Here is a 13,365-nt window from a genome sequence, read left to right on the forward strand (position 1 = left end):
CGGCGTGGTCGGGGCTGATTTCCGCGGGTCGGCGGCGATGGCCTTCAGCCACTCCTGTGGAGTTTGCGGCGGCTGCCCGACGGCCGCGAGGGTATGCAGCATCGCTCGGCGTTCTCGGCCGGGTTGTTCGTCATTCTGAGGTCACCCCCGCCAGGCGCCAACGACATCCGCGGGGGTCCACAGCAGCTCGTCAGGCCGCAGGTCGACGCCAGGCGCCACCCCGCTCAGCGATGCGACAACCAAGCCGGCCACCACCGGGTCGAAGCCGGGAATCGCGGTGACGGCCCGGCGCAGTCCGTTGAGGTCATGTCCGTCGAACGGGCTGCTCAACCACTTCACCGAGCCCGCGAAAGCCAGCCTGGTGGCAATCGGAGCGCGATCGGCGCCTACCAGGTCGACCTCCGGATCAAACTGACGATTCCACCATCCGCCGACAGTCTCGACCTCCGGCCAAGGAAGGGCGCCGGCCAGCCCGGCCAACTCCAGCGACTCTCGAACCATCGGTTCGACCGCACGACCTCGCCAGGTTGCCCATCGACGCTCGATCACCCGGAATCCAGCCTCGGGCCGGCCACGGCGCGCTTGTTCATGGACCGACCTCAGTACCCCCAGGTACAGGCGGAGGTTGCTGTCGGCAACGCGGTACAGGGCGGGTTTGCCGGCTACCGTCGACAGTGGCTCATCGATCGCCAGGACCTGCTTCTCCCTGGTCAACCGCTGCAGGAGGGGCGACAGCGTGCCCGATGGCAACCCACCGTCACGACTACCGGCCGCGGCAGCGATGTTGGGATGGGTCCGGTCGCCGGCACCGACCGCCTCGAGAACCCGCCGGGCCAGATCCGGCGTCGGGAACTCAGCCAGCAGAGCCGTCTCCGGAACACTGAAGAGAGCTGCGGCCGGATCAGCCGACTCGGTCCGCAGGAAGTCCAATGCAGGCATACCGTGCGGCCAGGTGCGCAAGATGCCTGGCAGACCACCGGATACCAGGTGTACGTCGATCGCATCCGCGCCCTGCATACCTACGGCAGAACCTGCGTCGGCTGGATTCAACGGTCCTAGGACGAGGTTGTCAGCTCGACCGAAGAACGGGCGGTCGTAGGCCGTCAGACGCTCCATCATGTGAAGGTCGCTGCCGAGCAGCAGAAGGAGGAGGGGCTTCGAGGACAGCAGCCTGTCCCAAGCCGTCTGTAGGGCCCCGTCGAACAGCGCATCTTGCTCGGCCAGCCACGGCACCTCGTCCAGAACCACGATGCTCGGACTCGAGGGAAGCGCTGCAGCGAGAACCTTGAAAGCGTCGGGCCAGTTTCCGCTGGTCAGCCCAGGAATCAGCTCACCATCAGCCGGCAGCGTCGAATCCTTCAGATCCGCGAGGAGGGTCTGCACCGCCTCCACCGGCGATGCGCCTTTGGTCGCAGTCGAGAAGAGGTACGGAACCGCAGCCTGATTACAGAACTCCTGTACGAGGCGCGACTTGCCGACCTGCCGCCGACCTCGCACCGCTACCGCAGTCCCTTGGCCGGTCGAGGTAATCCTCTGCAGTCGCTTGCCCAGCAGACCGAGTTCGATCCGACGGCCGATGAAATCTGACAAGAGTAATCCTCGCTAGGTAGATTGAATCTACATAGATCCAATCTACCTAGTTGGCGTCACTCAGGCAATACTCGCGTCAGATGCCCATCGTGCGGCCGATGATTTCCTTCATGATTTCGGTGGTGCCGCCGTAGATGGTTTGGATCCGGGTGTCCAGGTAGGCCTTGGCGATCGGGTACTCGGTCATGAAGCCGTAGCCGCCGTAGAGTTGGAGGCACTTGTCGACGACCTTTTTCTGGAGTTCGGTGGTCCACCACTTGGCCATCGCCGCGTCGGAGACGGTCAGGGTTTGGGTGTTGAGTTCTTCGATACAGCGGTCTACGAAGACTCTGGCTATCTGGGTTTCGGTGGCTAGTTCGGCGAGGACGAAGCGGGTGTTCTGGAAGGCGCCGATGGGGCGACCGAAAGCCTTGCGTTCCTTCACGTACTGGAGGGTGCCGGCGAGAATGGATTCGCAGGCGGCGGCCGCGACGACCGCGATCGTCAGGCGCTCCTGCGGGAGCTTCTCCATCAGGTAGATGAAGCCTTTGCCTTCTTCGCCGAGCAGGTTGGTGGCGGGGACGCGGACGTTGTCGAAGAAGAGTTCGGCGGTGTCCTGGGCTTTCAGGCCGATCTTCTCCAGGTTGCGGCCGCGTTCGAAGCCTTCCATCCCGCGCTCGACGACGAGCAGCGAGATGCCCTGGTAGCCGGCCTCGGGGTCGGTCTTGGCGACGACGATCACCAGGTCGGCGAGGATGCCGTTGGAGATGAAGGTCTTCTGGCCCTTCAGGATGTAGTCGTCGCCGTCGCGCTTGGCCGTCGTGGTGATGCCCTGCAGGTCGCTGCCGGCGCCCGGTTCGGTCATCGCGATCGCGGTGATCATCTCGCCGGAGCAGAACTTGGGCAGCCACCGCGCCTTCTGCTCCTCGGTCGCATAGTCCAGCAGGTACGACGAAACGAGATCGGCGTGGATCGTGAACCCGGGGCCGCTCGCGCGTGCTTTGGTCACCTCCTCGATCACCACGGCGTTGAAGCGGAAGTCGCGCGCACCACCACCGCCGTACTGCTCGGGAATCATGAAGCCGAGCAACCCGGCCGAGCCGGCCGCGGTCCACAGCTCGCGCGGGACGATGCCGGCCTCCTCCCAGCTGTCGTGGTGCGGCGCGATCTCCTTCTCGCAGAACGCGCGCGCGGTCTCGCGGAAGGCATCGTGATCGGCGTCGAAGAGGTGACGTTCCACGGGCGGTCTCCTGAGGTGCTTGGTCGGCTTGAACGGCGGCGGCGAGTTTGGTCAGTCGGCTTGGTCAGTCGGCTTGGACGGCGGCACCAGAGGCGAGCAGCGCGTCGATGTCGCTCACTCCCCAGTCGGCCAGGGCTTCGCGGGTGTGCTGGCCGGGACGGGCCGGGGGCTGGCCGAGCGTCGTCGGAGTGCGGGAGAAGCGTGGCGCGGGCGCCGGCTGCCGGACGCCGTCCTTGTCGACGAAGGTGCCTCTGGCAACTAAATGGGGATGATCGCCGGCCATCGGGAGGACCGGCGAGACGCAGGCGTCGGTACCGTCGAAGATCGCTGCCCACTCCGCCTGGGTCCGTTGAGCGAACGTCTCGGCCAGGAGTTTGCGCAGCGCGGGCCAGCTCGCCAGGTCGTACCGGTCAGGCCCCTCGACGCCGAGCAACCTGATCAGCTCGTCATAGAACTGCGGCTCGATCGCACCGACGGCCATGTATTCGCCATCCGAAGTCTCATAGACGTCGTAGAACGGCGCGCCGGTGTCGAGCAGATTGGTGCCGCGCTCCTGCTTCCAACTGCCGCCAGCCAGAGCGCCGAGCAGAATCGTGGTGAGGTGCGCGGAGCCATCCACGATCGCCGCGTCGACCACCTGCCCGCGGCCACTCCCCCGCGCCTCGAACAGCGCGGCCAGTACGCCGACCACCAGGTACAGCGAGCCACCTGCGAAGTCGCCCAGCAAGTTGGCGGGCACCTGCGGCGGGCCACCGGCGCGGCCGATCAGGTGAAGGGCGCCGGACAGCGCGAGGTAGTCGATGTCATGCCCGGCCGACTGAGCCAGCGGACCGTCCTGCCCCCAGCCGGTCATCCGGCCGTAGACCAGCTTGGGGTTGACCTCGTGGCAGGCATCGGGGCCGAGGCCGAGTCGCTCGGCCACGCCAGGACGGAAGCCCTCGATCAGTACGTCGGCACCCGCGATCAACTGCAGGACGGTGTCGATCGCGGCCGGGCTCTTCAGGTTGAGGACGACGTTGCGGCGACCCCGGTTGAGCAACTCCAGCTCGGGTGGCCCCATCGCGAGACCGCCGCCCGGGCGCTCGATCCGCAGCACCTCGGCGCCGAGCTCGGCCAGCATCATGCAGGCGAACGGCGCCGGCCCGATCCCGGCCAGCTCGACGACCTTCACCCCGCTCAGTGGACCCATACGGACCATTGTGACAGTAGTACTGTCACAGTCGTCAAGTCACCGTCCGGCGCGCGGCCTCCTGAGCGCGGCGGGGATCAACGCGAGCGGGAGCACCACCTCCAAGATGGTGAAGGTCAGCAGAACCGTCGACCAGGTCGGCGAGGCACCTCGAAGCCATCCTCGGGCGCTCATCCCTCCACCCCAGCGGCGAGGAAGTCGGCAAAGGTTTTCTGCCCGTACGGCGTACCGTCGGTCAGCGCGGCTCCCCTCGCGAAGGCTCGGAACGCCTTGCCTGGCAGGCGAACTGGGACGATTGGGCGATGGGAGCCGGCCGCCTGCTTCCAGGCTCGCGCGAAGTCGACCAGGGGTCGTTGCTCTGGGCCACCGATGTCGGGGACTCGGCCGGCCGGATGCGCAGCGGCGAGTTCGGTGAGGCGGGTGGCGACGTCCTCGACGGCGATGGATTGCAGCCTGACCGACGGGGTGAGCAGGAGCGGCAGGAAGCGCTGGGCGGTGAGCACCTGGTCGATCAGGTGATGGAACTGGGTCGCGCGAAGGAGGGAGTACGGGATCGCGGACTCCTGGACGAGTCGCTCGGTCTCCAGTTTGGCGCGGTAGTACGGCATCGGGATCTGGTCGATGCCGACGATCGAGATGACGATCAGGTGCTCGACGCCGGACGGGCGCAGGCTCTCGATCAGGTGCTGGGTCTGCGTGACGTCGGCGCGTCCGAGGCTGGTGGCGAGGTGGAGCACGGTGTCGACGCCGTTCAGCGCCTCGCGCAGGCCGATGCCTTTGGTCAGGTCGCCAGTGGTCAGGCCCGGGCCGCGCCGCCTGCTGAGGACGCGGACATCATGGCCGGCCGCTCGTAGGCGTGCGGTCGTCGGGCGGCCGAGGGTACCGGTACCGCCGGTGACGAGGATGGTTCGCATGCTGTGTCCTTTCGGTCACCAGCCCAGACCGGATACCCCGCCGATTCGTGACAGCTGCTCGTCGACGCGGCTGAGCTTGTCGGGGTTCATCGCCAGCTCGAGGCTGGTCAGTTCGTCGCCGTCGAAGGTCAGGAAGACGACTGCCCGGACGCCATCGGGGCCGACGGCAACGATGGCGGGCGCACCGTTCGCGTGGCCGAAGTACGGGAGGATGCCGGCGCCGAAGCGTTCCAGTACGCCGATCAGGTACCGCGCGACACGATCCCGGCCGATGACCGGGTTCCGGGCCGCGTTGACCTTGCCGCCGCTGTCGGCGCGGGACACCACCTCAGCGGCGAGCATCGTTTCGAGGCCGCCGATGTCGCCCAGCTGAGCAGCAGCCAGGAACCGCTCGACCAGAGCACGCCATTGACCGGGGTCGACCGGGCGCGACTCCCGGTCGGCGCCGACCCGTTTGCGGGCTCGTGAATGGAGTTGGCGGGCGTTGGCTTCCGTCGTACCGATCAGCTCGGCGACTTCGCGGTGCGAGTAGGCGAAGGCTTCGCGCAGGACGTATGCCGCGCGCTCAGCGGGAGTGAGCTTCTCGAGCAGGGTGAGCAGGGCGAACGAGACCGACTCGCGCTGGGCGACCTCATCCAGCGGTCCGAGATCGTCGAGCTTGCCGCCGGTGAGGATCGGCTCGGGAAGCCATTCGCCGACATACGTCTCGCGGCGGGCGCGGGCGGAGGTGAGCTGGTTGAGACAGAGGTTGGTGACGGTCTTGGCGAGGAAGGCGCCAGGCTCTTTGACGCTCCGATGATCAACCGACTGCCACCGCAGCCAGGCATCCTGGAGCACCTCATCGGCCTCGACCGCCAACCCGAGCATCCGGTAGGCGATCCCGAACATCCGCCCGCGATGCTCCTGAAACACCTCCAGTTGCTCCGCCGAAGAACTCACCCGGCCATCTTCGCAGGCTGCCTCAGGCGCGCAGAGTCGTGGTCGCCAGGTCGAGGAAGTCGAGCAGCCGCTCTGTCCGGCGGTTCATCGGCACGGCCAGGCAGGTCTCGTCCGGGTCGTTGTCCAGGATGGGCAGGTAGACCAGGTCGGCACGCGGATACATCCCGGCCACGGTCTCGGGCACCAAGGCGATGCCCTGGCCGGAGGCGATCGCCTCGAACTTCTCCTCCAGCGAGGCCATCCGGCGCGGCAGCGAGTTCATCACCGTCTCGCCGTCGAGGTCGGCGAGCACCAGCGTCTCGCGCTCGGCCAGTCGATGTGTCACCGGCATACAGGCGACCCGCTGCTCACTGCCGATCGGGACGATATGCATCTCAGTACGGTCGAACGCGCCGCGCAGATAGCCGACGTCAGCCCTGCCGTCGCGAAGCGGCGCGTCCTGCTCCCACCAGTTCAGGCTGAGCACATCGACTTCGATCTCCGGGTACTTCGCCGCGAACGCGAGCACGACCTCCGACACGTGCAGCCCGGACGCGAAGCCGACCACGATCCGCTGCACCCCGCGATCGATCTCGTGCACCCGCCGGACGGCGGAGTCCACACTCGCGAACACTCCACGCGCCTCTTGCCGCAACTGCTCCCCGGCTGGCGTCAACTGCACACTGCGGGTCGTCCGGACGAACAGGTCGCAGCCGAGATCGCGTTCCAGCGAACGGATCTGCCGGCTCAGCACGGGCTGGGCGATGTAGAGCTTCGTGCGCGACCCCGCCAAACTCCCCGACGCGGTCCGCGGACGCGTCGACATCGTGACCGGATCCCACGGCGATCCCGAGATCGTCGGCAAGGCGTTCGCCGACGCCGACGCGGTCTTCTGGATCGTCCCACCGGACAGTCAGTCGGCGAGTCTGCAGGCCGCGTTCTCCGGGTTCACCCGGGCCGCTGCGGACGCGTTCGCCACCGCTGGCGTCAACCACGTCGTCGGTGTCTCGGCTCTCGGTCGCGGTACGCCGGTCGCCGGGAGCGCCGGGCTCGTCACGGCGTCGCTTGCGATGGACGACCTCATCGGTAGTACCGGCGTTGCCTACCGCGCACTCGCCAACCCGTCGTTCATGGACAACCTGCTGCGCCAACTCACCTCGATCCGCGACAACGGCGTCTTCACCGACACCGTCGCCGGGGACCGTCGGGCTCCGGCGGCGTCCACGAGCGACATCGCCGCCGTCGCAGCCGGGTTGCTGATCGACCGGTCATGGACCGGAACCGGCACCGTCCCCGTCCTCGGCCCGGAGGATCTGTCGGCCAACGACATGGCCCGGATCATGTCGGATGTCCTCGGCCGACCGGTCCGCTACGAACGCGAGCCCCTCGATGCCCTCGCCGCCAGGCTGACGAGCTTCGGCCTCAGCGACGCCTTCGTCGGCGGCATGGTCGACATGATGCGCGCCAAGGACGAAGGCCTCGACGACGGCATCGCCCGGACGCCGCAGACCTCTACCCCGACCACCTTCCGGCAGTGGTGCGAGCAAGTTCTCAAGCCCGCCGTCAACGCCTGATCCTCTGGAGAACCCGTGACTCAAACTGCACTCATCGTCGGCGCTTCCCGCGCTCTCGGTCTCGCGCTCGCCGCTGAATACCTTCGGCTCGGCTGGGATGTGATCGGAACGGTCCGCGGCGACGACCGCGCCGAACTCCACACGCTGGCTGACACCTCCGACGGACGGCTCGTCGTCGAGTCGCTCGACATCACCGAACCCGACCAGATCTCCGCATTGCACGACCGACTGGCAGCTCGCACCATCGATCTGCTCTTCGTCAAAGCCGGCGTCACCAAGGGCAACCTCCCGATCGCCGAGGTCCCGACCGAGATGTTCACCGAGGTCATGGTCACCAACGCGCTCAGCCCGCTGCGCGTGATCGAGACCCTGCGCTCACTCGTTGCCCCCAAGGGCACGATCGGCGTGATGTCGTCCCGCCAGGGCAGCCTGACCATGAACACCAACGGCGGCCAGGACGCCTACCGCGCCAGCAAGTCCGCGCTCAACCAGCTGATGCGCTGCTACGCCGCCCGGTACGCCGACGACGCGCACACCCTGCTGCTCCTCAACCCCGGCTGGGTCAAGACCGACCTCGGCGGTCCTGGCGCCCTCCTCACCATCGATGAGAGCATCCCCGGCGTCGCCGCCACCATCAACGCCCAGGCAGGAACCCCCGGCCTCCAATTCCTCGACTACCAAGGCGAAACCGTCCCCTGGTAGAGGTCTCTCAACGTGTTATTTGAAGGTATCGGCGGCCTGTTGGAGGGTGGTGTAGTACTCGGTCCAGCCTGGTCCGTCGAGCATGTCGGCGTCGGGGCCGCCGGTGCCGTCGATCAGTTCCCGGATGATGTCGGCGTGGCCGGCGTGGTGGGCGGTTTCGTCGACCATCCGGATCAGGAGGATGCCGAGGGTTGTCGTGCGGGCGCCTTCGGGCCAGTGGGCTACTGAGCCGGGGGCGTCCAGGTCGAGCGAGGTGATCGTCTCGTCGGCGAAGGCGCAGGCGCGTTGGTACAGGGCGATCAGGTAGTCGCTCGTCTCGGTGGGGAGGGCCCACATGTCGGCGCCGTCCCAGATGGTCTCGTCCTCGACCCAGGCGAGTTTTTCCGGAGGGACACGGCCGAGGCATTCACCCAGGTAGGTGTATTCGAGGCCGGCCAGGTGCTTGACCAGACCGAGCAGGTTCGTGCCGGACGGGACGAGCGGGCGGCGCCGGTCGTACTCGCTGAGGCCTTCGAGCTTGCGCAGCAGGACGGCGCGAGTCTCCTGGAGTTTTTGGTGTAGCTCTGCCTTGAGGTCCACGGAGACGACCGTAGATCAGCCCGCCGACAGTTTCGGAGCGCCCGGCGGGATGAACGCAAGACCGCCGGGCGAGCCCGACTCGATCAGGGACAGCAGGGCAGCAGTGTCGAGGTGCTCGTCGATGGCGTCGGCCAGCAGATCGAGGCGGGCTTCGCGTTGGGCTGCGAAGGAGACAGCCCCATCGGGAGCCGGTTTGCCGGTCAGCCCGGCGACCTCGGTCAAAAACGCGTGCCGGGCGGTGTCGTCGTCGAACAGACCGTGCCAGATGGTCCCCCAGACGACGCCGGAGCGGCAGCCGCCCGGGAACTCCGCGGCCGAACCCGTCACGCTGACGACGCCATGATGGATCTCGTACGCCGTGGGCGCCGGTCGCGCGAGCACCTTCTCGGTGCCGAAGGTTGTTGCCACCGGCAACAGCTCCAAGCCCGTGTGCGAGCCGCCGCCCTCGACGCCCGCAGGGTCCGAGATCGCGCCGCCGAGCAGTTGATAGCCGCCGCAGATCCCGAGCACGAGTCGCCCGGCAGCCACACGCGCGGTCACCGCGTCGGCCAGGCCGGTCGAGCGGAGCCAGGCGAGGTCCGCGGTCGTCGCGCGCGAGCCCGGTAGTACGACGAGGTCGGCATCGCGGACCTCCGCCGGGCTCGCGGTGAAGAAGACGCTCGTGGTCGGCTCGACGGCGAGCGCGTCGAGGTCGGTGAAGTTGCTGATCCGCGGGAACCGCACCACCGCGATCGTGAGCACCTCCGACTCCCCTGCCGCGCGTCGGGCCGGTACGTCGAGCGCATCCTCGGAGTCGAGCCAAAGACCGGGCAGCCACGGCAGTACGCCGTACGTCGGCCGCCCGGTCACTGAGCTCAACATGTCGATCCCGGGCTGGAGCAGACTCACGTCGCCGCGGAACTTGTTGACGACGAACCCGCTGATCAACCGCTGGTCGGCGGCGTCGAGCAAAGCGACCGTGCCGAACATCGAGGCGAACACCCCACCGCGATCGATGTCCCCGACAACCACCACCGGCGCCCGGGTGTGCTGGGCGAGACCCATGTTCACGTAGTCCGACTGGCGCAGGTTGATCTCGGTGGGACTGCCCGCACCTTCGCTGATCACCACGTCGTAGCGCGAGGCGAGATCGTCATACGCCGCGAAGGCCGCCTTAGCCAGCTCGGCGCGTTCGGTGAGGAAGCCCCGAGCGGTCAGCTCGCCCCACGGCTCCCCCATCAGTACTACGTGGCTTCGGCGGTCGCTGCCGGGTTTGAGCAGCACCGGGTTCATCGCGGCCTCGGGCTCGGCGCCGGCGGCCACTGCCTGGATCCATTGGGCGCGACCGATCTCGGCACCGTCGGCGCAGACCATCGAGTTGTTCGACATATTCTGTGCCTTGTACGGTGCGACGCGAACGCCTTGGCGCGCGAGCCATCGGCAGAGCCCGGTCACGACGGTCGTCTTGCCCGCGTCGGACGTCGTACCGGCGACCAGAAGTGAACCCACGGGGTGATCGTAGTGTTCTGCGTCCGCTCCTGAGTCTGCTCGGGTCAGTCGATGACCAGTCGCAAGCCGGAGCGGGTTGCGACTTCGGGCAGTTTCTGGACGATGAACTCCTGATCGGCGATCGACATCGGGGGGCCGTCGTCCCATCGGGTGATCGATGCTCGATCGATGTAGTAGTCGACGTCGCCGACCGCGATGAACTCGCCGTAGACCGTGGCTGTACGACCCTTGAGCTCGAGTTGCAGGTGACCTCGGGCCGCATCCACGATCTCCACAGCGCACCCTTCTGCCGACCGGCCGGAGCCCGTGCGGGTGTGCTCGGCCAGACGATCGGCCGGGAACACCCGTGGGCTCCTAGGACACTTCTAGCAGCCGTTCACGTACAAATTGACGGCGCCGATGTTGTTCAGCATGGCGTAATCGTCTCGGTGGTCGCCGTTCAGATCGGCGAACCGGACCATCGCGCCGGAAGCGCCACCTCCGGACGCGACCTGTCCTCGGGGGTGCCACGTGGCGTTCTGGTTCTTGGGGCCGAGCCCGCCGTTGAGGTACGCGGTCACCGCGCCCGAAGTGTTGTTGACCAGGAGGTAGTCGTCGCGGCCGTCTCCGTTGAGATCTGCGAAGTCGAGGGAGCTGCCCGAGCTGAGGACTCCGGAGGCAACCTGACCCCGACCGGGATGATGTCCTTGTCGAGGAAGACCAGGCCGACCGCGGAGCCGATCAGCGCGCCGGCCCAGTAGGTGCCGTTCACGCTGATGTCGACGCGACCCCGGTACTTCGACGGGATCAGCTCGTCGATCGCGGAGTTGATCGCGGCGTACTCACCGCCGATGCCCCTGCCGGCGCAGTCACCGTGCTCAAACCCACCGCCCGGAAGTGTGCTTCGGCCGGCTGGATACAGTGGCTCGCATGGAGAACGAGATCGCGATCACGGACGCCAAGGACGTGAACCGGTACGAGGCGCGCGATGCCGCTGGCAACTTGATGGGGTTCGTCGACTACAAGCTGGCCGGCGAGGTGATCTCCTTCCGGCACGCCGAGACGCTGCCGGAGTACCAGGGCCAGGGCGTGGCGAGCAAGATTGCGCGCAAGTCGCTCGACGACGCTCGCGACGCGGGGCTGCGGATCCGGCCGGCCTGCCCGTACTACCAGGACTTCCTGAAGAAGCACACCGAGTACGCCGACCTCGTGGACGACTCGCAGTGACGGCACCCGTCCTCGGCAAGCTCGACTGGCGAGCGGCTTCCGAAGTACCGGAGCTACTGGCCGAGCCGGTCCGCGCGGCGCTCGGCGACCTGCCTGCGTGGGCCGTCGCGATCGACCCGACACTGGCCGACACGGCCGCTTTCTGCGCGGAGTACGACGTACCGATGGCCGCGTCGGCGAACTGCGTGATCGTGCACGGCAAGCGCGCCGGCGAGTCGACGTACGCCGCCGTGATGGTGCTCGCCACCCACCGGGCCGACGTGAACGGCATCGTCCGCAAGCACCTCGGCGTCCGGAAGATCTCGTTCGCGGCGCAGGACGACGCGGTCGGCTCAACCGGGATGGAGTACGGCGGCATCACGCCCATCGGCGTACCGGCGGCCTGGCCGGTCCTTGTTGACGAGGCAGTGGCGCAGGCCGGGCTGGTCGTCATCGGCAGCGGCATCCGAGGCTCCAAGTTGCTCGTCGACGGCGCCGACCTGGCCAAGCTTCCGTCCGCCACGGCGCTCGAACTCGCCACTCCCGCTTGATCTCCCGCTAGCATGCTGGGGTGACGGTGGCCGGTGGTGAGGGTGGACCGACCGCGCTTCGCATCATGCTCGGCGGACATCTGCGCCGGATGCGTGAGGCCGCGGGGATCAGCCGCGCCGACGCCGGCTGGCAGATCCGCGCCTCGGAGTCCAAGGTCAGCCGGATGGAACTCGGCCGGGTCGGGTTCAAGGAACGCGATGTGAACGACCTGCTCGACCTGTACGAGATGAAGGACCCGCAGGAACGCGAGCGGCTGATGGAGCTCGCCCGCGCAGCGAACAACCCCGGCTGGTGGTCGCGGTACGGCGACGTGATGCCGAGCTGGTTCAGCAACTACGTCGGGCTCGAGGTCGCGGCCAAGCTGATCCGGACCTACGAGCTGCTCTTCGTCCCCGGGCTGCTGCAGACCGAGGACTACGCCCGGGCCGTCGTCCAGCTCGGCAAGTCCTACCTGCCGGCCGAGGAGATCAACCAGCGGGTGGCACTGCGGGTGACCCGGCAACAGATCCTGACCCGGCCCGATCCGGCCCGCTTGTGGATCGTGCTCGACGAGGCCGCGCTGCACCGGCCAGTCGGTGGCCGGGTGACGATGCGCGAGCAGATCGAGCACCTGATCGAGGCCTCGCAGCGGCCGAACGTCACGCTGCAGATCATGCCGTTCAGCAGCGTCGGTTACCCCGACGCCGGCGGCGCGTTCAGCATCCTGCGGTTCCCGGAAGGGGATCTGCCGGACGTCGTCTACATCGAGCACGCGGCAAGCGCCCTCTACCTGGACAAACTCGAAGACCTCGACGAGTACGCCGCAATCATGGAAGCCCTGACAATCGCAGCAGCACCAGTCAGCGCCACCCAGTCCCTACTCGCAGAAGCCCTCGAGCGAATGTCCTGAGCCCCCCCCATTTCGGCGGTTAACCGCCGAGGTGGTGGGTTGTCACCCCGTAATCAGGGGTGACAACCCACGAGGCTGGCGGTTAACCGCCGAAATGCGGGACCGGGGGATCAGGCGACGCTGAGGTCGACCTTGATGTTGCCGCGGGTGGCGTTCGAGTACGGGCAGACCTCGTGGGCCTTGGCGACCAGCGCCTCGGCCTCCGCGCGGTCGAGGGTCGGCAGGCTGACGATCAGCTCGACCTCGAGGCCGTAGCCGGCGCCGCCGTTGATCGGGCCGATGCCGACGGCTGCGGTGACCGTGGAGCCGGCCGTGTCCTGCTTGGTCAGCCGGGCGACCGACTTCATCGCGCTGTGGAAGCAGGAGGCGTAACCGGCAGCGAACAACTGCTCCGGGTTCGTGCCCTCACCGTTGCCACCCATCTCCTTCGGCGGCGCGAGGGTGACGTCCAGCTTGCCGTCATCGCTCGCGGTGTGACCCTGCCGGGCGCCTTCGGCGGTGGCGCGGGCGGTGTAGAGAACCTTCTCGACTGCGATGGTCATTTCTATGACTCCTTAAAAGATGAA

At 67.5% G+C, this 13,365-nt stretch carries 16 protein-coding genes and 2 pseudogenes; 5 read left to right on the top strand and 13 right to left on the bottom strand.

Translation table 11 applies throughout. From position 1 onward, the window contains the following. Positions 1–141: 141 nt before the first annotated feature. From G3I17_RS13840 to G3I17_RS13865, 7 genes are all read right to left on the bottom strand, one after another. Positions 142–1,590, bottom strand: a complete 1,449-nt coding sequence (locus tag G3I17_RS13840) for an ATP-binding protein (RefSeq protein ID WP_164596427.1) — start codon at positions 1,588–1,590, stop codon at positions 142–144. Between the two features lie 76 nt (positions 1,591–1,666). Then, a complete protein-coding gene (locus G3I17_RS13845; RefSeq protein WP_164596428.1) occupies positions 1,667–2,809 on the bottom strand; it encodes an acyl-CoA dehydrogenase family protein in 1,143 nt (380 codons plus the stop codon). Positions 2,810–2,873: 64 nt separating this feature from the next. Then, positions 2,874–3,998, bottom strand: coding sequence for a CaiB/BaiF CoA-transferase family protein (locus tag G3I17_RS13850; RefSeq protein WP_275402461.1), 1,125 nt, complete (start codon positions 3,996–3,998; stop codon positions 2,874–2,876). A gap of 39 nt (positions 3,999–4,037) precedes the next feature. Then, a complete protein-coding gene (locus G3I17_RS41625; RefSeq protein WP_275402462.1) occupies positions 4,038–4,172 on the bottom strand; it encodes a hypothetical protein in 135 nt (44 codons plus the stop codon). Continuing rightward, positions 4,169–4,912, bottom strand: a complete 744-nt coding sequence (locus G3I17_RS13855) for an NAD(P)H-binding protein (protein WP_164596430.1) — start codon at positions 4,910–4,912, stop codon at positions 4,169–4,171. The genes G3I17_RS41625 and G3I17_RS13855 overlap by 4 nt, the downstream gene beginning before the upstream one ends. Before the next feature lie 15 nt (positions 4,913–4,927). Next, the gene (sigJ, locus tag G3I17_RS13860) at positions 4,928–5,851 is read right to left on the bottom strand and encodes an RNA polymerase sigma factor SigJ (RefSeq protein WP_343238297.1); all 924 of its coding nucleotides are present in this window, start codon (positions 5,849–5,851) and stop codon (positions 4,928–4,930) included. A gap of 22 nt (positions 5,852–5,873) precedes the next feature. Next, on the bottom strand, positions 5,874–6,656 hold the full coding sequence (locus G3I17_RS13865; RefSeq protein WP_164596431.1) for a LysR substrate-binding domain-containing protein: 783 nt from the start codon (positions 6,654–6,656) through the stop codon (positions 5,874–5,876). Between G3I17_RS13865 and G3I17_RS13870 the strand changes: the two are divergent. Together G3I17_RS13870 and G3I17_RS13875 are read left to right on the top strand one after the other, a co-directional pair. Beyond that, positions 6,607–7,404: pseudogene (locus G3I17_RS13870) on the top strand (NAD(P)H-binding protein); the annotation flags it as partial. The gene G3I17_RS13865 and the pseudogene G3I17_RS13870 overlap by 50 nt on opposite strands. Before the next feature lie 15 nt (positions 7,405–7,419). After that, the gene (locus G3I17_RS13875; RefSeq protein WP_164596433.1) at positions 7,420–8,106 is read left to right on the top strand and encodes an SDR family NAD(P)-dependent oxidoreductase; all 687 of its coding nucleotides are present in this window, start codon (positions 7,420–7,422) and stop codon (positions 8,104–8,106) included. 15 nt (positions 8,107–8,121) lie between these two features. Here the strand turns inward: G3I17_RS13875 and G3I17_RS13880 are convergent, their stop codons facing one another. The 5 genes and pseudogenes from G3I17_RS13880 to G3I17_RS13900 all read right to left on the bottom strand — a co-directional run. Continuing rightward, positions 8,122–8,685 (bottom strand): DinB family protein, encoded by a 564-nt coding sequence (locus tag G3I17_RS13880; RefSeq protein WP_164596434.1) that lies wholly within the window; start codon positions 8,683–8,685, stop codon positions 8,122–8,124. A 15-nt stretch (positions 8,686–8,700) separates the two neighbouring features. Beyond that, positions 8,701–10,173: a cobyric acid synthase gene (locus G3I17_RS13885; protein WP_164596435.1), complete on the bottom strand. Its 1,473-nt coding sequence runs from the start codon at positions 10,171–10,173 to the stop codon at positions 8,701–8,703. 44 nt (positions 10,174–10,217) lie between these two features. Next, positions 10,218–10,517, bottom strand: a complete 300-nt coding sequence (locus G3I17_RS13890) for an Imm74 family immunity protein (protein ID WP_164596436.1) — start codon at positions 10,515–10,517, stop codon at positions 10,218–10,220. 21 nt (positions 10,518–10,538) lie between these two features. Beyond that, positions 10,539–10,733 (bottom strand): hypothetical protein, encoded by a 195-nt coding sequence (locus G3I17_RS40715; RefSeq protein ID WP_343238298.1) that lies wholly within the window; start codon positions 10,731–10,733, stop codon positions 10,539–10,541. Between the two features lie 98 nt (positions 10,734–10,831). Further along, positions 10,832–11,014: pseudogene (locus tag G3I17_RS13900) on the bottom strand (MFS transporter); the annotation flags it as partial. Positions 11,015–11,082: 68 nt separating this feature from the next. On the opposite strand from G3I17_RS13900, the gene G3I17_RS13905 reads away from it, so the two are divergent. Genes G3I17_RS13905 through G3I17_RS13915 form a run of 3 tightly spaced genes read left to right on the top strand, consistent with a single transcriptional unit; the run spans position 11,083 to position 12,799 of the window. Continuing rightward, the gene (locus G3I17_RS13905) at positions 11,083–11,379 is read left to right on the top strand and encodes a GNAT family N-acetyltransferase (protein WP_164596437.1); all 297 of its coding nucleotides are present in this window, start codon (positions 11,083–11,085) and stop codon (positions 11,377–11,379) included. Next, a complete protein-coding gene (locus G3I17_RS13910) occupies positions 11,376–11,909 on the top strand; it encodes a YbaK/EbsC family protein (RefSeq protein WP_164596438.1) in 534 nt (177 codons plus the stop codon). The genes G3I17_RS13905 and G3I17_RS13910 overlap by 4 nt, the downstream gene beginning before the upstream one ends. Before the next feature lie 20 nt (positions 11,910–11,929). Further along, positions 11,930–12,799 carry a helix-turn-helix transcriptional regulator gene (locus G3I17_RS13915; RefSeq protein WP_343238299.1) on the top strand — a complete coding sequence of 290 codons (870 nt, stop codon included), beginning with the start codon at positions 11,930–11,932 and terminating at the stop codon, positions 12,797–12,799. Positions 12,800–12,909: 110 nt separating this feature from the next. On the opposite strand, the gene G3I17_RS13920 is transcribed toward G3I17_RS13915, so the two are convergent. Beyond that, entirely contained in the window at positions 12,910–13,341 is a 432-nt protein-coding gene (locus G3I17_RS13920) for an organic hydroperoxide resistance protein (RefSeq protein ID WP_164596439.1), read from the bottom strand. Positions 13,342–13,365 lie beyond the last annotated feature (24 nt).

This window comes from Streptomyces sp. SID13031 (assembly GCF_010548305.1).
Lineage (GTDB): Bacteria > Actinomycetota > Actinomycetes > Propionibacteriales > Kribbellaceae > Kribbella.